The sequence below is a fragment of the Anoxybacillus flavithermus genome, from assembly GCF_002742685.1.
GTDB classification, from domain to species: domain Bacteria; phylum Bacillota; class Bacilli; order Bacillales; family Anoxybacillaceae; genus Anoxybacillus; species Anoxybacillus flavithermus_E.
Map to the genome: position 1 here is coordinate 1 of NZ_PEDM01000022.1, position 26,201 is coordinate 26,201.

Here is a 26,201-nt window from a genome sequence, read left to right on the forward strand (position 1 = left end):
TATCAAGCGCTTCGTACGACATGGGCAGAAGTAGGGAATCAAAAACAAGTGCCAAACTACGGTCACCACGCTCACGTGTCCATTTTTGGCGCAGTCGATGTGCAACAAGGCGATGTCTTGTTTCATCGCGCATCATCCGCCAATGCTGAAACGTTCCTCGACTTTTTACGGTTGTTGAAAGAGAAATATGCGGATCGATTCATCGTGCTTGTGTTGGACAATGCGCGTATTCATCATGCCAACATGGTGCAAGCTTTTCTGGATGGAGAGGAAGGCAACGCCTTTCACTTTATTTTTCTGCCACCGTATTCCCCACATTTGAATCCGATTGAACGGTTATGGAAGTGGCTGAAAGACGAAGTCATCGCCAACGTCCTGCATAAAGATCAAAATGATATTGCCCAGTCCATTGCTCGTTTTGAACAATACGTCTTACAGCACCCAGATGAGGTGTTACGCCGCATCGGGTGTGCTGTGTGAACCAGAGGTTAAAATTTCAATTTGGATGTATATACTTTTGAATCCTAATTTTTCGTACAGTTTAATCGCTTGACTTCCTGCATATACACTTAAGCGAATCTCTGAATAACCATCTTGTTTAAGATGTTCGATACCTGCTTCCACCAATTGTTTTGAAATTCCATTTCCCCTAAATTCCTCTAACACAAACAATTCATAAATAAATCCATATATCTTTTCAGTAAATTGGTCTTTACTTTTTCCTATAAGAATCCAACCCATTAGATTATCGCCTTCAGTTGCTATCAAATAATAGCTTCCTTTCTGCAATAATGGTTCAATAAGTTGTTTGACTTTTTCATCTGACGTTTTTGCTTCGCCCAATGTACCTTCCAATAATGCTTGTGGTGAAAGTGATAAAATCTTTTTATATTCCAAATCGTTTGGTTTTCTAATTCCCATAAATTAAGTTCTCCTCTCCCAATATTTATAAAGTCGATTGCCCGTTAATGACATTTTTACGCACTGAACTTAGATAGACGAAGACTTTCGAAAGTTTCTGTCATTTCAAATACAAATGATGTAAGTACAAGCCTTTTATATGTTGCTTGATATTTTCGTTACTGCGGCTATCTACAAATAAGAACCAAAAAAGTTTGCAAATAATTTTTTTAATGCGTAAAGGATATAGGAAAAGCCCGTTTCATTGATTTTCAAAAACGAGCTTTTCCAAATATTTATTTTTTTATAAGCAACGCACAACACTCCACATGCACAGTGTGCGGGAACATGTCGACCGGTTGGACTTCGAGCGTTTTATAGCCACCGTCTTCTAACATGCGCAAGTCACGGGCGAGGGTAGCTGGGTTGCAGGAAACGTACACTACACGTTTCGGTTTCATGGCAATGATCGTTTGCAATAACGATTCGTCACAGCCTTTGCGCGGTGGGTCGACGACAATACAGTCTGCTTTTACTCCTTGCTCGTACCATTTCGGAATGACGACTTCCGCCTCTCCGATGGCAAATTCCACATTCGTCATGCCGTTTAGTTCAGCGTTCCGTTTCGCGTCTTCAATCGCTTCGGGAACGATTTCGACCCCGTATACTTTTTTTGCGTTTTTCGCTAAAAAGAGCGAAATCGTTCCAATGCCACAGTAAGCGTCAATGACCATTTCTCTGCCTGTCAACTCCGCATATTCGAGCGCTTTTTCATACAACACTTTCGTTTGTTCTGGGTTTACTTGATAAAACGAGCGAGCAGAAATCGCAAACCGAATGTCGCCGATATAATCATAAATATATTCAGAACCCCAAAGGACGCGAGTCTGTTCTCCCATAATGACATTTGTTCGTTTCGGGTTAATATTTTGTACAATCGACTTCACGTTTGGTATACGTTTTACAATCTCCTCAACGACTTTCTTCTTATGTGGTATCTCTTCCGTACGCGTAATCAAAACGACCATTACTTCTTTCGTTGTCGCTCCATAGCGAGCCATAATATGACGGAGAAGCCCTTTATGCGTCTGTTCATTATAAGCTGGAATGTTGTATTGCTCGCAAATTTGTTTGACCGTCTGAACGACAATATCGTTCATTTCTTGTTGGATCAAACAGGCGTCCATATCAATAATGTCATGGCTTCTTTCCTTATAAAAACCTGCGACAAGTCCACCTTCGCGTTCACCGACGGGCACTTGCGCTTTGTTTCGATATCGCCACGGGTCGTTCATCCCCAGAACGGGATGGACCGTGACATCTTCAATTTTCCCGATGCGGGCAAGTACTTCTTTTACATGTTTATGTTTCGCTTTCAATTGTCCTTCATAGCTAAGGTGCTGTAGCTGACAGCCCCCGCATTGCTTATAAACCGTACACGGTGCCTCTACGCGATCTGCGCTTGGCTCATATAATTCAATTAAACGACCGTAGCCGTAGCCTTTTTTTACTTTGATAACTTTCACTTTTGCTTTTTCGCCAGGTAAACCATTCGGAACGAAAATTGGAAAGCCATCAATTTTTGCCACGCCTGCTCCGTCATGTGTTAAATCTTCAAAGATGACATCGTAATACTCGTTTTTTGCAACAGGTGCCTCCATGTTTCTTTCCCCTTCCGCAAAATGCTGTCAAGATTGTAGCATAGTCGAACAAAAAAGAACAGGCTTACTCCCCTGTTCTCATTTGTTCAGCTTTTTCTTTCGGAACAAATACGTTTATGTGGCGATACAAATTGACAAACTCCCCTGGAAGCATGCCACCATATTCTCCATCTAAATTAAGCTGCATATTTTCTTCTGTATATACTTTGACTCGATTTGCTTTCGTATAAATGATGTGCGGATCGTGAATATGCTCACCGCGTAGTGCGAGCGTTGCAATTTTAATAAACTCTGCTAAGTTCGTTTCTTTTAAAATAATCAAATCAAACATACCATCGTTTAACGATGAATCAGGTGCTAATTTTTCAAAACCACCGACCGAGTTCGTAAGCGAAACGAGAAACAGCATGACGGCACCTTCAAACATTTTTCCGTCATACTCAATTTTTACGTGAACAGGATGGAGGGAAGGAAGCATTTCAATTCCTTTTAAATAGTAGGCGAGTTGGCCAATCATCGTTTTTAATTTGCTTGGCACTTCATACGTTAGCTCGGTTAAACGTCCACCACCTGCAATGTTAATGAAATAATGTGTTTTTCCTTCGTTCGTTACTGCACCGATATCAATCGGCACGGCTTCACCGTTTACGATGACATCACATGCGCCTTCAATCGAGCGTGGTACACCGATCGCTCGGGCAAAATCGTTCGTCGTACCGACTGGAATAATGCCAAGATTCGGGCGATACGTTGCATCAGCTAGCCCGTTGACTACTTCGTTAATCGTTCCATCTCCGCCTGCAGCAATGACGAGATCAAATTCGCGTTCTACCGCTTTTCTTGCCGCCTCTGTCGCATCCCCTGCCCCTGTTGTCGCATGACATGACGTTTCATATCCTGCTTGTTCAAGTCGAATCAGTACATCAGGCAAATGTTTTTTAAATATTTCCCTTCCTGACGTCGGGTTATAAATAATACGTGCTCGTTTCATCCTCATCATCCTATTTCTTTATTTTTCCACTATTTAACATCATACCAAATTTTCATGACCGTTGCAACGAACAAAAGAAAGCCGACTCAAATGAGCCAGCTTACGCAAACATTTCATACCAAATTTTTATCACAGTCGCTACAATTAATACAAGCAAAATGTATTCGAGTACTTTCGTATTTATTTTTTGACTTAGTTTCGCTCCAATTGGAGCAGCTAGTAAACTAGCAATAACCATTATGAGCGATGGAACGAGAAGCATATGTCCGCCCATCACTTTTCCAATCGTCGCCCCGATCGATGAAATGAACGTAATGGCCACCGATGAACCAATCGCAATGCGCGTTGGCACTTTTAAAATGACAAGCATAATCGGTACAATAATAAACGCTCCTGCCGCCCCAACAATGCCAGAAGCAACTCCGACGATAAATGATAGCACGACTGCATATAAACGGTTAAATGTGAGTTGCTCTGCTGATACTTCTTCGCTTCCTTTTGGTTTTGGGAAAAACATTAATACGGCTGCAATCGAAGCTAAAATGGCATATACAACATTAATTGTCTCATCGGCTAAAAACTTTGAACCGTATCCACCAATGAAGCTGCCAATGACAATGGCTGTTCCCATGTAGCCAACGAGCCGACCCGATACATATCCCCCTTTTTTAAACACGACAAGAGCGGCAAGTGTCGAGAAAAATACTTGCACCGCACTAATGGCGGACACTTCTTGCGCGGTAAAAGCAGTCAAGCCAAAGAGAGGTGGAATGTATAAAAGCATTGGATATTTAATGACTGAGCCACCGATGCCAACCATCCCTGATAAAATGGAGCCGATTGCCCCAATAAGAAAAAGAACAAGCAAATAGGAAAATGTATATTCCATCATGAAACGCCCCCTTTACACTAAATCCGCAATATGATTTTTTAAGGCGTATTGGATGAGCTCATGTTTTTCTTTAATGCCGAGCTTTTGCATAATGTTCGTTTTATGATTTTCCACCGTTTTCGGGCTAATTTTTAACTTATTTGCGATTTGATTGTTCGTATATCCTAAAAACGTGAGACGAACGATTTCTCGTTCACGATTTGTGAGCGGGGATTTTGGCTGTTTTTCTGCAAACATTTTTTCAAGACGTTCGTCAGGAACGTGCGTACGATAAAAACGTTTGCCGCGATATACAGCTTGCAACGCTTCGTGTAAGTCGTTCGTTTGGCTATTTTTTAACAGATAGCCATGAATGTTATATTGAATCGCTTTTTGCACATATATTTCTTCATCATGCATCGTTAAAACGATAATTTTCACATCTTCTAATTCATCCATGATCGTTTTTGCAGTTGTAAATCCATCAAGCCCTGTCGGCATCGAAAGATCGAGCAAAATGACATCTGGATGGTGTTTCAACGCTAGCGTAATCGCATCGCAACCGTTGCTTGCCTCCCCGATGACTTCCACATCAGGAAAGCTTTCAAGAAGCAGACGAATACCTTTACGAATTAAATCATGATCATCAACGATTAACACTTTCATCCTCTCCGCCCTCCTCTAACGGTACGCGTACAAAAATGGTCGTTCCTTTCATCGGTGCAGATGTAATCGTCGTTTCTCCCCCAAGATGAAAAACGCGTTCTTGAATATGTTTTAGCCCAAGTCCCTCGCGCTTATCTTCAACGTGAAAACCAACACCATTATCTTCAACAGACACGAGTAGTTCTCGTTCCGTTTGTTCAATCAAAACACGCACCTCTGTTGCTTTAGCATATTTCATAACGTTATGCAACGCCTCTTGAATGATGCGATATAAATTAATTTCCATCGTTGGTGATAATCGTGTGTATACGTTCGTTTGAAATGAAAATGACGTATTTGGCATTTTGGATTGAAGCGAATGAATAAGCGATTGAATCGTCGGGATCAATCCAAGTGCATCTAAGCTTTTCGGACGAAGTTGTTGGGCGTAAAGCTTCACATCCTCCATGACACGTCCAAGTTCTTCACGCACTTCTTTGACATATGCATGTAGCCTTTCATCTTGTACGCGTTGAATAATATTATCTAATGCGATGGAGATGCTGTAGAGCGATTGGCCGACGCCGTCATGCAATTCTTGTGCTAGACGTTTATGTTCTTCCTCTTTTGCTTCAGTTAATTTTTTCACCATCCATTTTGAGCGCCGCGCTTCTTCCTCTTTTTTCTTCGCCGTTTGGTCGCGCAAAACGAGCAAATAATATTTCGCATCGTCTTGTTCAAAAATAAGCGCTGTGCTCATTTCTACATCGATTAATTGTCCGTGATATGTCGGCATTTCCGATAAAAAATACGGCACTTCTTCTGTTGAAATTAAATAGCATCGCTCTTCTCCTTCTTTCACATCGCGCTCCTGACAAAACGAGCAATACGGCACTTTTTCGCCAAGTTGCCAACCGGTCAGCCGCTTCGCAGCCGGATTCATTTCGACGATCGTTCGTTCATGGTCCATGACAATAATTCCGTCTTGAATGTATGCGAAAATTTTATCTAAAAATTGCATGCTCTCACCTCTCTTTCATTATAGGAGAGGAGTAAGATGAAAAGAAAGGACTGACAACGTCAGCCCTTATGATTGCTTCACAACCGGAAGCTTTTCTCTCGTCCACGCTAAATATCCGCCTTTTAAGTTAAGTACTTGTTTCAATCCTTTCGCTTGCAAAATGCTTGCGCCAATTGCTGAACGCGCACCTGAACGGCATTGAACAATATACGTTTTTCCTTCTGGGAGCTCATGTAAACGATCCGCAAGCGTACCAAGCATCATATGTTGTGCACCTTCAATATATCCTTCATCCCATTCTGCTTGGTTGCGTACATCAACGAGATGATAGCGGTCGTCTTTTAAATATTGTTGTAGTTGATGAACGTCGATTTCTTCGTAGCTTTCCACTTCGCCGCTTAAGGCAACGGATGGCTCAATGTATGCTACAACGCGATCTAACCCGATATAAGCAAGCGCCTTGCGAATCGTTTGTACATCTTCTTGATTGGCGATTAACACAATATCTTGGTCATAGTTAATTAACCAACCTGCCCAGTTTGTAAATGACTTGTTAAACGGAATGTTGATTGCCCCTGCATAATGTGCCTTCGCAAACTCTTGAGACGGACGGACATCTAAAATAAATGCTCCGTTTGCTTTATATTCGTTGAGTTGTTCGATCGTTTGTAATGCTTGTACTTCTTCGTCATTTAAATACGCAGGCCCAATTTTGTTTACTTTCTTCATCATCGCAAAATATTTTGGTGGCTCTGGTTGACCTGTAAGTAATAGTTTCACAAACTCTTCTTCATCTTCAATTTTCAACGCCCAGTTGTTCAGTTTTTCATATCCAACGGTTGAAACGGGAACAGCTCCAAGCGCTTTTCCGCATGCACTTCCTGCTCCGTGTGCTGGCCATACTTGCAAGTAATCTGGGAGCGCTTTGAATTTTTTCAAAGATTGGAACATTTGACGAGCGCCAACATCTGCTGTGCCAGCAACTCCTGCCGCTTTTTCAAGTAAGTCTGGACGACCGATGTCACCGACGAAAACGAAGTCACCTGTGAAAATACCCATCGGCTCTGTTGAGCCACCACCTTTATCTGTTAAAATGAACGAAATATGTTCTGGTGTATGACCTGGTGTATGAAGCACTTTAAACTCCACATTACCAACTGTAAAAACGCTTCCTTCTTTCACAAGTTCGTAATCGACTTCATCTAAATATTGGTATTTCCAGTTCGCATCTCCTTCATCAGATAAATAAAGTTTTGCCCCACAACGTTTGGCTAGTTCTTTCGCTCCTGAAACAAAGTCCGCATGAATGTGTGTTTCTGTTGCAGCAACAATTTGCAAGCCTTCTTTTTTCGCTGTGTCGATATACCAATCCACATTGCGACCTGGATCGATAACGATCGCTTCTCCTGTACGTTGGCATCCAACTAAGTAAGACATGTGCGCTAATTGCTCATCGAAAAATGAACGAAATAACATATACATCCCCTCCAAATTATTTATGTTTGCTTGCTACATCAAGTAGCGTTTCTATATATTTCACCCCATCTTGAATCAATGGGTGTTTTAACAAACGGTACATGCGTAATAGTGATACATGCGATGAGTCCCGTTCACGTTGAAAACGTTCATTTGTTTCTTTTAAAATGTTTAATCCTTTTTCAATTGGAACAATGTCTTTTGCTCCTTCTATCGCATATGCCAACGACTCACGATCGTTTATGACACTTGTCGCAAACGAAATGAACTCTTCTGCTTTTTGCAACCATTGAACGAGCGTCGGCAATAGTTGAATGAGCGTTGCGAGCGCTTCAATGTGCTCTTTTGTCAATCGAAATGGTGTCGCTTTTTCTTCAAATTCTGTAAACAACGCTTCAAGCGACTGTTTATCGTTCATTACATGCTGAACAACTGCGATTTTTTCTTCTACCGATTCCATTACTTCTTTTAGTTGTGGGAGTTTTTCAATAAAATAACGAAGTGCCTCTTGTTGTTCTTCATTTTCAATTAGTTGTAACATACTCTCCCCCCTCTACATAAGTCCTTTTAGCATGCCGTTCCAATAGACGATCGGTAATAAGTTTCGTTTCATAATATACATACTTAACCGCTCTTTTGATTGATCGAATGGGAACGTTTCTTGTGGATTTTTATCATAATCAAACTCTGCTAAAACGAGCTTATTATAACCAGTTACGAGCGGGCATGATGTGTAACCATCGTAACGAGCTTTTAACGGTTTTCCGTTCATATGTGCTAATAAATTTTCAGCGACAACTGGCGCTTGTTTTCGAATCGCAGCCCCTGTTTTTGACGTCGGTAAGTTTGTGCAATCACCTGCACCAAATACATTTTCATACGTTTTATGTTGCAATGTATACGGATCGACATCGACCCATCCTGCCGCATCCGCTAATGGACTTTTCTTAATAAACGCTGGAGGTCCCATTGGCGGCGTCACGTGAATCATATCGAAACTTAATGTAAAACGTTCATTCGTATCGAGATGTTCAAATGTTGCTTTTTTTGCTTCACCATCAATTTCAACTAATTCGACACGATATTTTGTTTCAATATTTTTCCGTTGAATGACTTGTTCAAGTGTGTCAGCATATCGTTTTACTGCGAAAATGTTTGGCAACCCTGAAGCGAAAATAATGTTCGTTTTGTCTCGTACACCAGATTGGCGGAAATAATCGTCAGCTAAATACATAATTTTTTGAGGTGCACCGCCACATTTCACCTGTGTGCTCGGTTGTGTAAAAATCGCGTTGCCACCGCGGAAATTGCGAATGTTTTCCCATGTGCTTTGCACATAGTCGTATGAATAGTTACTGCAAACGCCATTTTTGCCGATCGTTTCTTTCAGTCCTTTAATTTGATCCCAATAAATTTCAACACCTGCTGCAACAACTAAATAGTCGTAACGAACGGTTGAACCTTCTTTCGTTTTTAACATATTATTTTCTGGAGAGAACATATCGACCGCTTCTTTCAACCATTTCGCTCCGTCTGGGATAAGGGATGCTTGCTCGCGAACAGAATCTTCAACTTTAGCTGCTCCGCCACCAACAAGCGTCCAAAGTGGTTGATAATAATGTTTATCTGATGGATCAATAAGCAGCACTTGTCCATGTAATTGACGATTTTTTCTTAACAGACGTGCTGCAATGGAAATCCCTGCTGAACCCGCTCCAACAATTGCTATTTTTACATCATACACGTTCGCCATCGTTCATCTCTCCTTTTGTATCCGCTTTCAATTTTGTTTTCTTAACTTAATTACATTGTATATATTGTTAACTTATATACCCATAGGGGATTTCCCTTATCTTTTTGTGGCATAAAAAAAGAGCGGTAAACACCGCTCGACTACGCTTTATACCATTGATCATTCATTTGTACGCCTGCTGCTTTAACCATCGTATATACAGGGCAACGTGCTTCCACTTTCTCTTTTAGTTGTTGAACACGCTCTTCATTTTCATTCGTTTTTACAGCCACTTCAACTGACACACTTTCAAAATAAGGACGAGCAGATGGATCACCCATAAATCCACGTGGATCTATTTGACCTTTTACTACAAATGTCATGTCTTGTAAATCAAAATTCATTTCTTTTGCAACAACACGCGCAGTAACATTTTCACAGGCAGCAAGCGCTCCAAGAACCATCTGAAGCGGATTAGCTCCTAAATCTCGACCACCCATTTGTTTTGCTTCGTCAATGACGAACTCATGTTTCCCTGCTTTCACATATGTTGTAACTCCTTCTACTGTTGCTTGAACGATAAATGCCATTTTATTCATGATCAACAACTCCCTTCTTAGTTGTTTTTTGGCTTAAACCAATATTTACTTGCTATTTTTCCATAGTAAGCAATCGATTGTTGCTGAACGATAAAAGCGAGAGTGACAATGAGCGCTGCTTCCGCACCAAAAGATGTTGCGGCTAAGCCAATTGCAATAGATAAATTACGTAAGACTGTTCCATTCACAAGTGCAATTCCGTCTTCACGGTTAAAAAACTGTTTCGCCACAAATGTGCTAATTACATAGTTAATAAAATAGAAAAGTAACAATACTGCCAATGCGATGACAATAAGCTGTAAATTCGATACAATCATTTTTGCTCGCATGCTAATGCTGACAAATACTACATACAACATGGCCCATATACTTAATGGCGCAAAGTTTGGCTTTACTTGTTTTTGAAATTGCTCTGGCGTATATGTTCTCATTAGCCATTTAAATGTGACATGCCCGAGAATCATCGGTATAAACACAACGAGCAAAATCGTACGGAACGTTTCCATGACATTAATATCAACGTATTTTCCGACCATCACAAGCAAATACCATGGTGTTAGTAACGAACCGAGAATTAAACCAAATACCGTCAATTTTACCGCTGCCGCCATATTTCCTTTTTGAATGGCCGTCCATGAGATCGTCATACCACTTGTTGGTAGTAATGCCGACAACGCAAGTCCCGCAAACATAGTCGGATGGTTGTGCAATAACGTCTTTCCGATGAGAAAAGCAACAAATGGGATCGTAACAAAGTTAATAACAGTAGAAGCAAATAATATTTTCTTTTCTTTTAGATGAGCTAATTCCTTCCATTTAAAACCAACCATCGTCGCATAAATCATAACGATTGTCGCAAATAAAATAGTGGACTTTAAAAAACTTGTATCGACAAATGTTCCAACGGTAAATCCAAGTAACAACGTTGCTGGAACGCTAACAAGTAAATATTTTTGTGGGAAAAAATATAATTTTTTCATCCATGTCCCCCTTTCTTACATACCCTATAAGGTATCTATATTTATACTATAAGGGGTATAAAAGAAGTTTGCAACCTTTTTCACAAACTTGCCACATTGATATCGTTTTCACAATTTTATATTTCCCCTTTTTTGTTCCTTTATGATGTTTTCACTCATTTTTCATCAACATTTGATATGATGAAAGAAAAAAGGTGATGAGGATGAGAGTGTTGCTTGCTGAAGACGATATATATTTAGGTGAACTCATTGTCCACTTATTAAAGAAAAAAGGTGTCGAACATGTTGATTGGGTACAGGAAGGAGAAGATGCCTACGATTATGCCCTCGCTTCATTTTATGATGTCATTATTTTAGATTGGATGTTGCCAAATGGCGATGGGGTGAGCGTATGTCAACGTTTAAGAAAAAATGGTTATCACGGAGCGATTTTAATGTTAACCGCGAAAGATGCGGTTCAAGATCGCGTTGAAGGGTTAGAAGCAGGAGCGGACGATTATTTAGTAAAACCGTTTGAAATCGACGAGCTCATGGCGCGGCTAAAAGCATTGTCCCGGCGCACGTTCGCACCGATTCAAGAAGAAATTGTTCGCTGGGGAGAATTTGAAGTGAATCGCACAAGTCATACATTGACGAAAAACGGAGAGCAAATGATATTAACTCCACGTGAATTTCAACTACTTGATTTATTATTGCAAAATAGAGGTCGTGTTTTAACGCGCGACATTATTCTTGATCGCATTTGGGGATACGATGCGGACGTATCGATGAAAACGATTGACGCAACCGTTAAGCTATTGCGTAAAAAAATTGGCGATGAACAACAGCAGCTCATTAAAACGGTGCGCGGGGTGGGATATACCATTGAAAAATAGTATACGATCTTTTTTTCATCATTCCGATATGTTTCGCCGCACACAATGGCGATTAACTGCCACATATAGCGGTATTCTCATCGCTTTTTTAGCCATCTTTATCGCGGTTGTTTCTTTCCTTATTCATACCGTCATGACAAATGACCAAGAGCGACGCATTCGCACGCTCGCCGAACAAGAAGGTCAAACGATTGAAAACATGCTAGAAGAGCAATCGTTTATCGGGTGGTCTAGCGATCAAAACGTCATATTTTTAAGTGAAGATCAACTATTTTTTTACGTCGTTGATACACGTGGACGATTGATGATGGGGGATGAAATAAATAAAGGATTGCGGCCGCTGCTCCTTTCGACGCTTCAACCGTGGACGCCAGAAAAAAATGAATTAAGATATGTAGACATTCATATCCCTCACCATCAGCACGAATTGAAACGATTCCGTGCAAATGAATTAAAAATATTAACGGCTGCCCGCCCAGTAATTGTTGACCGACAACTTATCGGCATTTTATACGTTGGGATGGATGCGACAAGCATGTTTCGCTTGCTCAAATGGTCGACATTTATTTTGCTTAGTCTAGGCGTCTTATTTATCGCTGTCGCTATTGCCTTTAGTTATTTCATGTCAAAACGGGCGCTCGTTCCGATTCAAGACGCATACAATCGGCAACGTCAATTTGTGGCGGACGCTTCCCATGAACTAAGGACCCCACTTAGCGTCATTTATTCATCTGTCGAAGCGTTGAAAATGGATGCGTCATTAACGTCCGATCCATTCAGCCAAAAAACGATTGAACGTCTAGGAGACGAAACGAAACGAATGACAAAGCTCATTAATAACCTTCTCACCCTTGCACGCACAGACGATGCGAAAATTCAAATTGAAAAAAAACCGTTTGATTTGCGGACATGTGCAGAACGTACGTTACAGTCGTTACAAGAGCTTGCAAATAAAAAGAACATTATGCTTCAGTTTCATGCGTCTGAACAAATTGAATTTGTTGGGGACGAGGACAAATGTACGCAATTGTTGTACATTTTGCTTGATAACGCCATCAAATATACACCAGAAGGCGGAACAGTTTCCCTATCGTTGGCTCAACACGTAATAAAACAACGAAAAGTAGTAACGATGTCTGTGTCTGATACAGGTATTGGAATTGCTCCTGAGCATCTTCCCCACATTTTTGACCGATTTTATCGCGCAGATAAAGCGCGGACACGACAAATTGGCGGACACGGACTTGGGCTTTCCATCGCAAAATGGATTGTCGAAGCACACAAAGGAAACATTCACGTAGAGAGCGAAGTTGGCAAAGGAACAACATTCACTATTACTTTTCCGAATGAACGTGCATAAATGTTGCACGTTTTTTTTATTTTTCACCTAATTTTCTCTTTTCGCTTGTACAATTCAAACTGTAAATAACGAAGGAGGTGATAGATGTGAAAAAACGAACGATTTTCTTCTTGATCGGTGGACTAGTTATCGTCGCCGTATTCGCGCACATCGCTACTTATTTCATGCACATCGGTTGGAGCGGACGAATGCCGGCAGAACACATGATGGGAATGGGTAAACATCACCGAGCATTCGGTCACCATGGTCCACAAATGATGCGACCACACGGCATGCCAATGTTCGGATGGATCCCTTTTCTCATTCAACTCGCACTTCTCATTATCGGGTGGATCGTTTGGAAAACGACGCACGGCGGTGGGAAGTGGATTGGCGGTGCGCTGATGGCAATCGGGTTGATCGCACTTTTACCGAAAGCGTTACTTGCTGTTTTGGCGATCGTTGCCGCTTACATTTTATTTAGAGGAAAGACAAAGTCAGCAACTGAATTTGAACCATTCGTTCCACCTATTCAAAACCATAGCTTTTTAGATGAATGGGAAAAAACAATCCAAAAGGAGGAAAAGTGATATGGGCATTTTTAAACGCGTAAAACATGTCGTTCTTGCTGACATACATGACATCATTGACAAATGTGAAGATCCGATTCGCATGACAAAACAATACATTCGTGAACTAGAAGAGCATCTTGAACAAGCACAACAAGCACTTGCCCATCAATTCATGTTAGAACAAAAATATGAGCGTCTCATCGCAGATGCAAAAGAAATGATTGAAAAACGGTCCCGTCAAGCAAAACTAGCCGTTGAAAAAAATGAAGAGCCAATCGCAAAAATGGCCCTTCAAGAAAAAATCGCCTATGAAAAAAAACTAGAACTATATACGCAACAATACAACACATTAAAAGAAAAAACAACTGCTTTAACAGAAAAAGTGAAACAACTGTACGAAACGTACGAGCAATTAAAATTGAAACAAATGCAATTAATGACGCGCTTTTATGTCGCTGAAACGATGAAACAAATGGATGAGGCGATCACGTCTTTCCGTTACGATCATATCGTAAAAGGCTTCGCACGTATGGAAGAAAAAGTAATGTTACTTGAAGCAGAAGCAAAAGCTCGCTCAGTCATTCAAACAATGCCCCCTCAATCATTTGATATAGAAGTCGAACAACAACTGAAACAACTAAAAGGTGAGTAATACAAAAGGTGTCCCTATCCGGACACCTTTTGCATATGTTATGTCGTCCATTCATCATGAATGATACCGACAAGTTTCCACTGACCGTTTTCTTGTTCAAAAACGAGGCGCAAACTTCTCCAGTCCATCCCGCTATATTGTGGATCAAAACCTGTGAAATGATATTCGATAAGTGATCCGTTCGGATATGCTTGTTGAATGTTGTTGATCATATTTCCTGTGCCAACAACAACATTGTTTCCGATCATATGCGGATTCGCAAAATCAACATCATAGACGAAGCGATCGAAATAGTCTTGGAAAGTCAACTGAATCGGATCACCTGAACCGTCATATGCTCCCCACTGATATACTTGCGTCGAATTCCAAAGAGAAGGAAGCTGAGAAGCTGAAAACTGCAAATCGTTTTGAACATCAACATGCCCGTATGGACTGAAACGTACGCCAGCTGTAGAATGAACATAAGATGCAAGAGCGTTCATATCTTTATTTTTTAACGCCGCTACCACGTCTAAAGCAACAGATAAAAGTGAAGACGAATGGACTTGTTTTGCCTCGCTTTTTAATTGCTCATTTTCTTTTTGAAGCTGTTCATTTTTTTCTTGTAATTGATCAATCGTCGTTTGTTGTTTTGCAATTGTTTGCTCTAACTGTTTGACATTCGATCCGTCTTGCTGGGCTGTACAACCAACAAGTAAAATGATAAACACTACAATCCATTGTTTCACGATCTCACATCCTTTTCTTTTAGTATATCACCTACAAACAAAAATAGATGCCTTCATATCGGCATCTAACTCACTTTTTCTTGTTCTCTCTCTTGCAAAAAAGCGATGAAACAGTCGACCATTTGTGCATCCCATTGCGTTCCTCGACCTTCTAACAAAATCGAAGTTGCTTTTTCTATATGCATTCCTTTTCGATATGGACGATCAGACGTCATCGCATCAAACGCATCTGCGACCGCTATAATGCGTCCAAAAAGTGGGATATCCTCCCCTTTTAGACCATCTGGATACCCTTTTCCATCGATTCGCTCATGATGCGACCGAATGCCTGGAAGCAAATCTTGTACTTCTTCAATCGGCTGTACTTGGCGAATAATATTTTCACCGAGTATCGGATGTTTTTTAATCCACGTAAATTCTTCATCTGTTAACTTTCCGTCTTTTAATAAAATATGGTCAGGAATTCCGATTTTTCCGATGTCATGCAAAATAGCGGATCGATATAAACGAGCGAGCTGTTCAACTGTCATCCCCAGTCGCTTACCAATCTCTACAGCATATACGGCAACGCGTTGCGAATGACCTGCTGTATATTCATCGCGAGCATCGAGTGCCGTCGTCATCACTGTGATAAAACTGTTCAATAATTGCTTATTTTTCTCATCCCGTTCAACAATCGCATCAACCATATGGTTAAAGCCGTTTGTGAGCTCGGAAAATTCATCAATATAAACGTTATCGCACATTAGGTCATACTCTTTTCTTTGCACGCGGCTCATATACTGAAGCAAATCTTCAATGCTTCGCTCTACATCTTCCGATAATACACGGGCCGCAAATAAAGAAAACAAAATGGAAATGACTAATACAACGATCGTCCACGTCCAATAACCTGAAAATGTGTTTTTCCCCTCCGCAAACAACTTCACTTCTGTCGCTAACACAAATAATAAAACTGGGAAAATACCGATAAATAGTACACTTAATCCTATTTTTACTTTCATCGGCACATATACGACATTTGTCGCTCGAATCGCTTCATGAAATCCGTGCATTCTCCCTATTTGCATCATATCGCGAATAAGCGGACGCATCGTGCGCAACGTTAAAAAAAACTCAATCATCGCATGAAGCATGGCGATGAGCAAAGCGCCAAATAATGCATAAACAACATACATATACGGAATGCGCAGCACATCGATAAAAATAAGTGAAACTGTCATCGCAACAGCTGGAATCGAAAGCCCTAAAAAATGTGGAAGCGCGATACGTCTTACCGTCAACAACGGAAAGCGCTTCGCTTGGACAAGCGCCCAATAAAATTGTTCTTCCGTTACTTTCGTTTCAGAAAAAATAAGACGAATCGGGTAAATATCTTTTTGAAAGGCACGATATTCGATAAATAACATAATACAAAAGGAAAAAAATTGAATAAGAAACAACATGAGTAAATCTACTTGCCGAATGTTCAGCGCCATCACCATTAACGTGCTACCGACGCCGACAACCGCTAAAATCGAACCAATTGTGTAATTCATAAACAATTTCTTTAGCGTTTCTTCAAACATGCGCATACCCGTCCCTCCTCCCTATTCTTTTTCATTATAACAAGAATGGTGAAAAATAGGGAGGTGTACATGTATATACAAAAACAACTGGCGTATAACCAGTTGTTTTAATGCGCCGCATGCCCCGATGTTAACACCCAAATCGATCCTGCGACAATGACAATCGCAACAAACGCCGCATAAGCCATATTAATAACGTTCGTTTTTCCGTCTTCTCCTTCTGTTACGTGCATGAACATAAATAGTTGAAGACCAGCTTGAAGAACAGCAAGCGAACCAATAATCCACATAACGATCGTATACGATACATTCATTTTCAATGCCACAAATACCGCAACAAACGTTAAAACGAGCGAAAATAAAAATCCAACAACGTGGCTAACGGGATATTTGCTTTTATGCTCCATTTACCCCACCATCCCTTTTAAATACACAAATGTGAAAATGAAAATCCAGACAACGTCAAGGAAATGCCAATATAAACTAATGATAAACATTTTTCTTGCGGTAACTGGCGTCAAACCGCGTTGAAGAAGTTGAATAATGAGCATAATCGCCCAAATGATTCCAAACGTCACATGCGCGCCGTGCGTACCAAGCAAGACGAAAAAGCTTGATAAAAACGCGCTCGTTTGCATCGTCGCCCCTTCATGCACGTAATGAATAAACTCACGAATTTCCATAAACAAAAAGCCTGCCCCTAACAAAAGGGTAATGATAAACCAAACGAGCAATTGCTTCATATTACGTTGTCGCATGAAAAACACTGCCAAACCGCATGTAAAACTACTTGTCAACAACAACAACGTTTCAATAAGCACGTCATTGAGCTTAAAAATGTCGCTCGGCGTTGGGCCACCGGCATAGCGGTGACCTAACACCCCATAAACAGCAAACAACGTCGCAAACAGCACAATTTCTGCCCCAAGAAAAACCCAAAAACCTAAAATATTTAATCGGTTTTGTTCCGTCTGATATTCTAGTGGAAGCGAATGATTGATGTTAGCCGACATGGTTTTCCGTCCCCCCTTCTACGTTTCTCCACGTCCGCTCTGTTTCCTTAATTTCATCGACACTTACATAATAGCCGTCATTATAATCAAACGAACGAATAATAAGCCCAACGACAATTCCAATTGCCGCAACAGCTGCCGCGATATGTGCTTCAAAGACGAGGAAGAAACCTGTAATCCCAAACACAACCGCCATATAAAACGGCAATCCCGAATTACTTGGCATATGAATTTTTTTGATGTCGCTTTCTTTCAATGTAAGCGTTTCTCCACGTTTTTTCATATGCCAAAACGCATCTAATTGTTTCACTTCTGGAACGACCGCAAAATTATAAAACTGAACTGGAGATGCCGTCATCCATTCAAGCGTACGTGCATCCCATGGATCGTGGAACACATTGCGCTTCGCATAACGGAAGCTCCAATAAATGTTATAACAAAATACCGCAAAGCCGATCGCCAAAATGATCGAGCCGATCGCAGATACGAGAAACAGCGGCGCAAAGCCGGATTCTGCTGAATACGTATAAGCGCGACGAACTGCTCCTTTTAAACCAAGGAAAAACATCGGCATAAACGTCACGTTAAATCCAATTGTAAATAGCCAAAAATGATATTTGCCAAGTTTTTCATTTAACATAAAACCAAACATCTTTGGCCACCAATAATACAATCCTGCAAATACCGCAAACACAACACCTGGAATTAATACGTAATGGAAGTGAGCGACTAAAAACAACGTGTTATGGTATTGAAAGTCCGCAGCCGCCATCGCTAACATAACCCCTGTCACGCCACCGATGACGAAGTTTGGCACGAAAGCGAGCGCCCATAACATGGCAGTTGTAAATTGAATGCGCCCTTTTCGCATCGTAAACAGCCAGTTAAAAATTTTCACCCCTGTCGGAACAGCGATGAGCATCGTTGTAATCGAGAAAAACGAGTTTACCGCAGGGCCTGCATCCATCGTGTAAAAATGGTGCACCCATACGATCATACTTAAAAACGCAATACCAACGATCGAAACGACCATCGATGTATATCCGAACAACGTCTTCCGTGAAAACGTCGCAATCACTTCTGAAAAAATACCGAACGCCGGCAAAATAACGATATACACTTCTGGATGCCCCCAAAGCCAGAACAAGTTTGCCCAAAGCATATCGCTTCCGCCTGAAGAAAGCGTAAAGAAATGCGTTCCGTACAAACGGTCAAACGTCATTAAAGCTAAGGCAACTGTAAAAATCGGGAACGCTGCGACGATAATGATTGATGTAATGAATGTTGTCCATGTAAACATCGGCATTTTCATCAATGTCATGCCAGGCGCACGCATTTTTAAAATCGTCACGATAAAGTTAATGCCGGTCATTAACGTCCCAAGACCTGCAATTTGCAGCGCAATCGCATAGTAGTTATTTCCAATTCCTGGGCTAAATTCTTTTCCAGCAAGAGGGAAATACGACGTCCATCCTGCATCTGGTGAGCCCCCAACAACGAACGAAATGTTAAATAACATCGCCCCACTAAAAAATAACCAAAAGCTAAGTGCGTTCAACTGCGGAAACGCCACATCGCGCGCCCCAATTTGTAAAGGAACGACGACGTTCATTAAACCGATCAAAAACGGCATCGCCATAAATAAGATCATAATGACGCCATGTGTTGTGAAAATTTCGTTGTAATGTTGTGCGTCTAAAAAATTCATTTCTGGTCGAGCCGTTTGCGCCTTCATTAACAATCCGTCCATGCCACCGCGGAAAAACATAAGTACACCAGATAAAATGTACATAATCCCGATCTTTTTATGGTCGACGGTTGTTAGCCATTCGCGCCATAACCAACCCCATTTTTTAAAGTACGTTAATCCAACGACAATCGCAACGACAGTCAATACAATCGCAATTTGTGAACCGACAAGAAGCGGATCTCCTCCAACAAATATTTCATTCCACTTAATGCCCATGATGTTCACCTCCGCTATCACTCTCTAAAGCTTTTTGTTCATCATCGTTACAAGTTGATGAGCTTTTATAGTTATCTTCACGAATAAAAATTTTTCCTTGATATCCATGACCTCTATACAACTCAGGATTTGTGTACGTCTTCGAATGCGGATCAGCATGATTCACCCATTGTAAATGTGTCCCTATAAATGTTAGACGTCCTAAATGTGTCGGCAACAACAGTTCCTCATATTGTTCTTTCGTTAAATTCGGCGCCTTTTGTTTTACTTCTTGCACCCATTTGTCAAACTCTTTCGACGTTTGCGCTAACACTTCAAACTGCATATGCGCATACCCACGTCCATTAAAGTTTGTATTTCGTCCTTCATACGACCCTGGACGATCGGCGACGACGTACAATTCTGTCTCCATTTTGTTCATCGTATATTTTTGTCCAGCTAATGCCGGTACCCAAAACGACTGCATCGTAGACGCGGAAGTCATTTTAAATAATACAAGGCGACCTGCTGGAATGTTAACGTAGTTTACCGTTTCAATATTTTGTTCAGGGTAGCTAAAAATCCATTTCCAATCCGCTGACGTGACATGAATGACAAGCGGCTTTTGATCTTCATACCCTTTTGGCGGTTTTTCTAAATCATATAACGTTCTCATTGTCGGAATCGTTAGTGCGATGACGATCAAAATCGGAATAACGGTCCATACAATTTCAAGCACCGTGCTTCCATGCTCTTCAGGCGGTTCTTCCCCTTGCCGCTCAGGGCGATCCCGATATTTCCATACGATGTAAGCAAACAATGCAAATACAACGACAACAACGAGAAGCATCCACCAAATCGACCAGTTAATTAGTTCTGTAATACTTCGTGCAGCTGGTCCTTGCGGCTGAAACACAACCATCTCACAGCCACCAAGAAGCGGAAGCAATCCCGCTATAACTAAGGCAAACAAGCGCTTCATCTGTCTTCACCTCAACAAAATTGTGATTCATTGAACAAAGAAACAAATACAAAACGAACGAATTTAATTAGCTTTGTAGTATTAACACTATTGAAATGATTTTAACATGTATTGTAAAAATAATTGTGACGAAAAAAGGAAGGAAGAAACTGCATCGCAGGGAAAATAAGCAGCAAATCGATTGACAAAAAGAAAAACACTTTTCTCAACCTCTAAAAACGAGAGAGAAAAGCGCTATCTTTTACATAATACATGGAAATAGAAAAAGAAATCGGTTGTTCATCTGAATTCTTGTCACATTTTCGTTAAATTTTTTTCGAAATTTGTTCAAAAATAAAAAATAACTAATTTATAGAATTTTATGTTGAAATTTTCAATAAAATCCTTTATTATGTATATAGGATCGTACCACAGCAACGATCTCAGGGTTACTATGATAAGGGCTTCTACTTTTCAGGGAGTAGATGACCCGTGGCGTTGGGGATCGCCTATAGCCCTTTAAGGGCACTCCCCATTTCATTACAAACTCAGACCTCGGCAGAACGCTGAGGTCTTTTTTATTACACAAGGAGGGAAAACACATGAGATATAAAATAGGATTAGACATAGGTATTACTTCAGTCGGATGGGCTATTATTAACCTCGATGAAAACAGAATTGAAGATCTTGGGGTACGTATTTTTGATAAAGCTGAGCAAACGGATGGCAAACCTCTTTCCCTACCACGACGAATCGCACGCTCTACACGAAGAAGATTACGCCGAAGAAAACATCGATTAGAACGTATTCGCCGTCTTTTAGTCCGTGAAGGTGTTTTAACGAAAAACGAAATCGACAACTTATTCAAAAACCGCCATTTAGTTGATGTATGGCAGTTGCGTGTTGATGCGTTGGAACGAAAATTAAATAACGACGAGCTTGCTCGTGTGCTCTTGCACCTTGCTAAACGTCGTGGATTTAAGTCTAATCGAAAAAGTGATCGTAACACAAACGAGAATAGTGTTATTTTAAAAAAAGTTGAAGAGAATCAGTCCATTTTAAGCCACTATCGAACTGTAGCTGATATGATTGTCCATGATGAAAAATTTAAATTCCATAAACGTAATAAATCGGAAGACTATTCAAACATGATCGCTCGCGATAACTTAGAGCAAGAGATTCAATACATTTTTAGTAAACAACGCGAATTTCATAATCCTGTTTGCACTGAACAATTCGAGAAAAAATATTTGCATATTTGGTCATCGCAAAGACCTTTTGCCTCAAAAGATGATATTGAAAAAAAAGTCGGTTTTTGTACGTTTGAATCAAAAGAAAAACGTGCTCCAAAAGCCACTTATACATTTCAATCATTTGTTGCATGGGAACATATCAACAAGCTAAGACTAGTTTCCCAAGAAGGAATAAGGATGTTAACAGATGAAGAAAGACATTTAGTTTACAAACAAGCTTTTTCGGAAAATAAAGTAACATATTGTGACATCCGTAAATTACTCGATTTGCAAGATGACGTAAAATTTAAAGGTCTCATGTACGATGCTGATCAACCATTAAAAAAGACAGAAAATATTCGTTTCCTCGAGCTAGATGCTTATCATAAAATTCGCAAATGTCTTGAACAAGTTTATGGAAAAGAAGCATTAACAATGTTTTCAGACGATGACTTTGACACGTTCGGCTATGCTCTTACAATTTTCAAAAGCGACGAAGATATTTATTCGTACTTACAGAACGAGTATATACGTGCTGATGGAAAAAGAACTTGTAATTTAACTAACAAAGTCTATGATGCGGCTCTAATTGAGCAATTGCTTCATTTATCGTTTTCCAAGTTTGGTCATTTATCGCTGAAAGCAATCCGAAACATACTACCTTACATGAGAGATGGAGAAATATATTCCAAAGCATGCGAACTTGCAGGATATAACTTTACTGGCCCAAAAAGAAAGGAAAAAACAGTTTTATTACCTAACATTCCTAACATCGCAAATCCAGTTGTTATGAGAGCTTTAACCCAAACACGTAAAGTCGTTAACGCAATTATCAAAAAATATGGATCACCTGTATCCATCCACATCGAATTAGCTAGAGAGTTATCGCATTCGAGCGACGAAAGACAAAAAATACAAACAGCTCAAGAAAAGAATCGTAAGAAAAACGAAACAGCTATTAAGCAATTAGTAGAGTATGGTTTAACGAGAAATCCAACCGGCTTGGATATTGTGAAATTTAAGCTATGGAGTGAACAAAATGGTCAATGTATGTACTCCTTAGAAAGAATTGAGTTAGATCGCCTACTTGAAAATGGATATGTTGAAATTGACCATATTTTACCTTATAGCCGTAGTTTAGATGATAGCTATGCTAACAAAGCGCTCGTGTTAACAAAAGAAAACCGTCAAAAAGGGAACCGCACACCAGCTGAGTATTTAGGATTCGGAACAGCTCGCTGGCAAAAGTTCGAGAACTTTGTTTTGACGAACAAGCAATTTTCAAAAGCGAAAAAAAGAAATTTGCTTCGCTTACATTATCAAGAAGCAGAAGAACAAGAATTCAAAGAGCGAAATTTAAATGACACAAGATATATTTCACGTTTTTTCGCTAATTTCGTAAAAGAACACTTGAAGTTTGCCGATGAAGACAAAAAACAAAAAGTATATACTGTCAACGGAAAAATTACCGCCCATCTTCGTAGCCGATGGGATTTCAACAAAAATCGTGAACAATCCGACTTACATCATGCAGCGGACGCAGTCATCGTTGCTTGCGCTTCCCCTTCAATGATCGAAAAAATTACTAACTTTTATAAAGATCGCGAGCAACATAAAGAACTCGCTAAGAAAAAGGAACCGTTCTTCCCACAACCTTGGCCGTTTTTTTCTGATGAGTTGAAGGCAAGATTGTCAAAATTTCCAAAAGAAAGTATAAAAGCTTTAAACCTTGGAAATTATGATAGTAACAAACTCGAATCGTTAAAATCGGTTTTTGTTTCACGGATGCCAAAAAGAAGCGTCACAGGACCTGCCCACGAAGAAACTTTGAGACGTTACGTAGGTGTCAACGAAAAAAAAGGAAAAATTCAAACAGCAGTGAAAAAAAAACTCACAGATATTAAACTAGATGCCGATGGTCACTTTCCGATGTACGGAAAGGAAAGCGATCCGCGGACGTATGAAGCAATCCGCCAACGTCTTCTTGAACATGGAAACGATCCAAAGAAAGCATTTCAACAACCGTTATATAAACCAAAGAAAAATGGAGAACCTGGTCCAATCATTCGTACTGTGAAAATTGTTGATATCAAAAACCTAGTTGTTCATTTAGACGAAGGGAAAACAGTCGCTTACAATAGCAATATCGTTCGCACCGATGTTTTTGAAAAAGATGGGAAGTTTTATTGTGTTCCAGTTTACACCATGGACATCTTGAAAGGGGTTTTACCGAATAAGGCGATTGAAGCAAACAAGCCATATTCTGAATGGAAGGAAATGACCGCGGAATACTCTTTCCAATTTAGCCTTTATCCTAATGATCTTGTGCGAATCGAATTACCGAAAGAGAAGACCATTAAAAATTCGTTAGGAAAAGAAATAAAGATTAAAGATATTTTCGCATACTTCAAAACAATTGACTCTGCAAACGGTGGGTTAGATTTGATTAGCCATGATCAAAGTTTTTCCTTACGCGGTGTCGGTTCAAAAACCCTCAAACGATTCGAGAAATACCAAGTAGATGTATTAGGAAACATCTACAAAGTGAAAGGAGAAAAGAGGGTTGGGTTGGCGTCACGTCATGATCAGAAAGCCGAGCAAGTTGTCCATTCGTTACAATCAATTAGTCATTGAGCAAGAAGATACAGTTTCCATTCCTTTAGAAGACCTATGTTCCATAATCATCGAGGAACATGTCGTAACAATTACTGCTGCAACATTGAGCAAAATGGCCGAATATAATATTGCTTTATTTACATGTGATCAAAAACGACTTCCAAACGGACTATTAAGCACATTTCAAAAGCATTCTCGCCAACTAAGCGTGCTGCAAATGCAGTACGCTTACACGAAACCGTTTAAGAAAAGAATATGGCAACAAATTGTTACACAGAAGTTAACAAATCAAGGAAAATGTTTAGAGTTTTTAAGTAAAGATGGTGCTGACGATCTGTATCGTATAAGTAAAACGGTTGATTCTGGGGACACAACTAATCGTGAAGCATATGGAGCAAAAAAATACTTTCGTTACTTGTTCGGAGATGGTTTTAATCGACGAAATGATAACACAATTAATATTGCGTTAAACTACGGATATGCCATTATGAGAGGAATTGTCGCTAGATCATTAGTCAACTACGGATTTTTTCCATGTATAGGAATTTATCATGACAATGAATTAAATAAGTTTAATTTGGCAGATGATTTTATGGAAGTTCTTCGCCCACTTGTTGATTTACACGTAGCACAACATATTCAAGAAGATGACGAATTTTCATCTTCCATTCGAGCCGACTTATATAATTTAGTAAATGCGGATATACTAATGGATAAAGAGAAACTAACAGTCATCAACGCTGTTGAAGAGATGGTGAAGAGCTTCGTAACAGCTAGTCGAAACGAAAAACCTTCGTTTTTAAAATTGCCGGAACTTCTTCCTATTCAAATACACACCTATGAGTAAGTTTATGAGATTACTTGTGTTTTTTGACTTACCTGTCGTCACTAATCGGGAGAAACGGCACTACAGACAATTTCGTACATTTTTATTGAACGAAGGATATGATATGTTACAGTTTTCCGTATATAGTCGGATTTGCAATGGACATGAATCTGCTGATAAACATCTTAATAGGCTGAAAAGAAACTTGCCACCGAAAGGATCAATACGGGCAATGATCGTAACAGAAAAACAATATGCAAAAATGCAATTTCTCTTAGGAGAACCTACTACAAAAGAAAAAACAATTACAACAACGCAACTGTCACTTTTTTAAAAAAACAGATGGAGGATAACTCGTCCCCCTCCTTCTCTCGTTTTTTTAAAACGATCAAAAAGCCTGTAATCGTTCATATTACAGGCTTTTTGATACACGTATCATAACACAGCAATAACCTCAGGGGAACTATGACTTTAATTCGTTATTAGGCATATCACCACCAATCATAACACAGCAATAACCTCAGGGGAACTATGACAATACGCGGATCAGTAAGACGTTAAATGATATCATAACACAGCAATAACCTCAGGGGAACTATGACTATCAGCGGGTTCTTAAAACATGAATTTGGATCATAACACAGCAATAACCTCAGGGGAACTATGACCTTCATCGAATCACCTTCCAACCCTTTCTGATCATAACACAGCAATAACCTCAGGGGAACTATGACTTTAATTCGTTATTAGGCATATCACCACCAATCATAACACAGCAATAACCTCAGGGGAACTATGACAATACGCGGATCAGTAAGACGTTAAATGATATCATAACACAGCAATAACCTCAGGGGAACTATGACTATCAGCGGGTTCTTAAAACATGAATTTGGATCATAACACAGCAATAACCTCAGGGGAACTATGACCTTCATCGAATCACCTTCCAACCCTTTCTGATCATAACACAGCAATAACCTCAGGGGAACTATGAC

At 40.0% G+C, this 26,201-nt stretch carries 25 protein-coding genes, 1 pseudogene and 1 CRISPR repeat array; of the genes and pseudogenes, 8 read left to right on the forward strand and 18 right to left on the reverse strand.

Annotation, left to right across the window (positions count from 1 at the left end):
- The coding region (locus CS060_RS09935) for an IS630 family transposase (RefSeq protein ID WP_143269812.1) at positions 1-480 on the forward strand (480 nt) is incomplete at its 5' end.
- Here the strand turns inward: CS060_RS09935 and CS060_RS09940 are convergent.
- The 12 genes and pseudogenes from CS060_RS09940 to CS060_RS09995 all read right to left on the reverse strand — a co-directional run bounded on the left by CS060_RS09940 (position 454) and on the right by CS060_RS09995 (position 10,876).
- Positions 454-921: a GNAT family N-acetyltransferase gene (locus tag CS060_RS09940; RefSeq protein ID WP_099668917.1), complete on the reverse strand. Its 468-nt coding sequence runs from the start codon at positions 919-921 to the stop codon at positions 454-456. The two genes, CS060_RS09935 and CS060_RS09940, sit on opposite strands and share 27 nt — an antisense overlap.
- A gap of 56 nt (positions 922-977) precedes the next feature.
- Positions 978-1,114, reverse strand: a pseudogene (locus tag CS060_RS09945) (IS1595 family transposase); the annotation flags it as partial.
- Between the two features lie 82 nt (positions 1,115-1,196).
- Positions 1,197-2,561: a 23S rRNA (uracil(1939)-C(5))-methyltransferase RlmD gene (rlmD, locus tag CS060_RS09950; protein WP_099668918.1), complete on the reverse strand. Its 1,365-nt coding sequence runs from the start codon at positions 2,559-2,561 to the stop codon at positions 1,197-1,199.
- A gap of 64 nt (positions 2,562-2,625) precedes the next feature.
- On the reverse strand, positions 2,626-3,552 hold the full coding sequence (locus CS060_RS09955; RefSeq protein WP_035049526.1) for a diacylglycerol kinase: 927 nt from the start codon (positions 3,550-3,552) through the stop codon (positions 2,626-2,628).
- A gap of 100 nt (positions 3,553-3,652) precedes the next feature.
- Positions 3,653-4,441, reverse strand: coding sequence for a sulfite exporter TauE/SafE family protein (locus tag CS060_RS09960; RefSeq protein WP_035049525.1), 789 nt, complete (start codon positions 4,439-4,441; stop codon positions 3,653-3,655).
- Positions 4,442-4,456: 15 nt separating this feature from the next.
- On the reverse strand, positions 4,457-5,089 hold the full coding sequence (locus CS060_RS09965; RefSeq protein ID WP_035049522.1) for a response regulator transcription factor: 633 nt from the start codon (positions 5,087-5,089) through the stop codon (positions 4,457-4,459).
- The gene (locus tag CS060_RS09970) at positions 5,070-6,089 is read right to left on the reverse strand and encodes a PAS domain-containing sensor histidine kinase (RefSeq protein ID WP_035049520.1); all 1,020 of its coding nucleotides are present in this window, start codon (positions 6,087-6,089) and stop codon (positions 5,070-5,072) included. The genes CS060_RS09965 and CS060_RS09970 overlap by 20 nt, the downstream gene beginning before the upstream one ends.
- A 66-nt stretch (positions 6,090-6,155) precedes the next feature.
- Positions 6,156-7,565 (reverse strand): MBL fold metallo-hydrolase, encoded by a 1,410-nt coding sequence (locus CS060_RS09975; RefSeq protein WP_099668919.1) that lies wholly within the window; start codon positions 7,563-7,565, stop codon positions 6,156-6,158.
- Positions 7,566-7,581: 16 nt separating this feature from the next.
- Positions 7,582-8,106, reverse strand: a complete 525-nt coding sequence (locus CS060_RS09980) for a hypothetical protein (protein WP_035049518.1) — start codon at positions 8,104-8,106, stop codon at positions 7,582-7,584.
- A 12-nt stretch (positions 8,107-8,118) separates the two neighbouring features.
- Positions 8,119-9,318 (reverse strand): FAD/NAD(P)-binding oxidoreductase, encoded by a 1,200-nt coding sequence (locus CS060_RS09985; RefSeq protein ID WP_035049516.1) that lies wholly within the window; start codon positions 9,316-9,318, stop codon positions 8,119-8,121.
- Positions 9,319-9,458: 140 nt separating this feature from the next.
- On the reverse strand, positions 9,459-9,896 hold the full coding sequence (locus CS060_RS09990; RefSeq protein WP_035049513.1) for an OsmC family protein: 438 nt from the start codon (positions 9,894-9,896) through the stop codon (positions 9,459-9,461).
- 17 nt (positions 9,897-9,913) lie between these two features.
- Positions 9,914-10,876 carry an arsenic resistance protein gene (locus tag CS060_RS09995; protein ID WP_035049511.1) on the reverse strand — a complete coding sequence of 321 codons (963 nt, stop codon included), beginning with the start codon at positions 10,874-10,876 and terminating at the stop codon, positions 9,914-9,916.
- Positions 10,877-11,079: 203 nt separating this feature from the next.
- Here CS060_RS09995 and CS060_RS10000 point away from each other — a divergent pair, with 203 nt between their 5' ends.
- The 4 genes from CS060_RS10000 (at position 11,080) to CS060_RS10015 (ending at position 14,314) form a co-directional block, all read left to right on the forward strand.
- Positions 11,080-11,751 carry a response regulator transcription factor gene (locus tag CS060_RS10000; RefSeq protein ID WP_035049509.1) on the forward strand — a complete coding sequence of 224 codons (672 nt, stop codon included), beginning with the start codon at positions 11,080-11,082 and terminating at the stop codon, positions 11,749-11,751.
- Positions 11,741-13,111 carry a sensor histidine kinase gene (locus tag CS060_RS10005; RefSeq protein ID WP_035049507.1) on the forward strand — a complete coding sequence of 457 codons (1,371 nt, stop codon included), beginning with the start codon at positions 11,741-11,743 and terminating at the stop codon, positions 13,109-13,111. The genes CS060_RS10000 and CS060_RS10005 overlap by 11 nt, the downstream gene beginning before the upstream one ends.
- Positions 13,112-13,197: 86 nt before the next feature.
- Positions 13,198-13,680, forward strand: coding sequence for a hypothetical protein (locus tag CS060_RS10010; protein ID WP_035049505.1), 483 nt, complete (start codon positions 13,198-13,200; stop codon positions 13,678-13,680).
- 1 nt (position 13,681) lies between these two features.
- Positions 13,682-14,314, forward strand: a complete 633-nt coding sequence (locus CS060_RS10015; RefSeq protein WP_035049502.1) for a PspA/IM30 family protein — start codon at positions 13,682-13,684, stop codon at positions 14,312-14,314.
- A gap of 38 nt (positions 14,315-14,352) precedes the next feature.
- Here CS060_RS10015 and CS060_RS10020 read toward each other — a convergent pair whose 3' ends face one another.
- The 6 genes from CS060_RS10020 to qoxA form a co-directional block, all read right to left on the reverse strand.
- Entirely contained in the window at positions 14,353-15,042 is a 690-nt protein-coding gene (locus CS060_RS10020) for a cell division protein ZapB (RefSeq protein ID WP_231563686.1), read from the reverse strand.
- A gap of 65 nt (positions 15,043-15,107) precedes the next feature.
- Positions 15,108-16,616: an HD-GYP domain-containing protein gene (locus CS060_RS10025; RefSeq protein WP_099668920.1), complete on the reverse strand. Its 1,509-nt coding sequence runs from the start codon at positions 16,614-16,616 to the stop codon at positions 15,108-15,110.
- A 101-nt stretch (positions 16,617-16,717) separates the two neighbouring features.
- Positions 16,718-17,017: a cytochrome aa3 quinol oxidase subunit IV gene (qoxD, locus tag CS060_RS10030; protein WP_035049498.1), complete on the reverse strand. Its 300-nt coding sequence runs from the start codon at positions 17,015-17,017 to the stop codon at positions 16,718-16,720.
- Positions 17,018-17,623, reverse strand: coding sequence for a cytochrome aa3 quinol oxidase subunit III (gene qoxC / locus CS060_RS10035; RefSeq protein ID WP_035049496.1), 606 nt, complete (start codon positions 17,621-17,623; stop codon positions 17,018-17,020). It lies immediately after the preceding gene.
- Positions 17,613-19,589: a cytochrome aa3 quinol oxidase subunit I gene (gene qoxB / locus CS060_RS10040; RefSeq protein ID WP_035049493.1), complete on the reverse strand. Its 1,977-nt coding sequence runs from the start codon at positions 19,587-19,589 to the stop codon at positions 17,613-17,615. Before qoxB ends, qoxC begins: the two co-directional genes overlap by 11 nt.
- Positions 19,579-20,550 (reverse strand): cytochrome aa3 quinol oxidase subunit II, encoded by a 972-nt coding sequence (gene qoxA / locus CS060_RS10045; RefSeq protein ID WP_035049491.1) that lies wholly within the window; start codon positions 20,548-20,550, stop codon positions 19,579-19,581. The genes qoxB and qoxA overlap by 11 nt, the downstream gene beginning before the upstream one ends.
- Before the next feature lie 581 nt (positions 20,551-21,131).
- On the opposite strand from qoxA, the gene cas9 reads away from it, so the two are divergent.
- The 3 genes from cas9 to cas2 are packed head-to-tail and all read left to right on the forward strand — an operon-like array spanning position 21,132 to position 25,537.
- Positions 21,132-24,395, forward strand: a complete 3,264-nt coding sequence (cas9, locus tag CS060_RS10050) for a type II CRISPR RNA-guided endonuclease Cas9 (protein ID WP_099668921.1) — start codon at positions 21,132-21,134, stop codon at positions 24,393-24,395.
- Positions 24,325-25,224 carry a type II CRISPR-associated endonuclease Cas1 gene (gene cas1 / locus CS060_RS10055; protein ID WP_035049489.1) on the forward strand — a complete coding sequence of 300 codons (900 nt, stop codon included), beginning with the start codon at positions 24,325-24,327 and terminating at the stop codon, positions 25,222-25,224. The genes cas9 and cas1 overlap by 71 nt, the downstream gene beginning before the upstream one ends.
- A gap of 4 nt (positions 25,225-25,228) precedes the next feature.
- Positions 25,229-25,537 carry a CRISPR-associated endonuclease Cas2 gene (cas2, locus tag CS060_RS10060; RefSeq protein ID WP_035049529.1) on the forward strand — a complete coding sequence of 103 codons (309 nt, stop codon included), beginning with the start codon at positions 25,229-25,231 and terminating at the stop codon, positions 25,535-25,537.
- A gap of 100 nt (positions 25,538-25,637) precedes the next feature.
- A CRISPR array of direct repeats spans positions 25,638-26,201; the repeat unit is 36 nt; unit sequence ATCATAACACAGCAATAACCTCAGGGGAACTATGAC.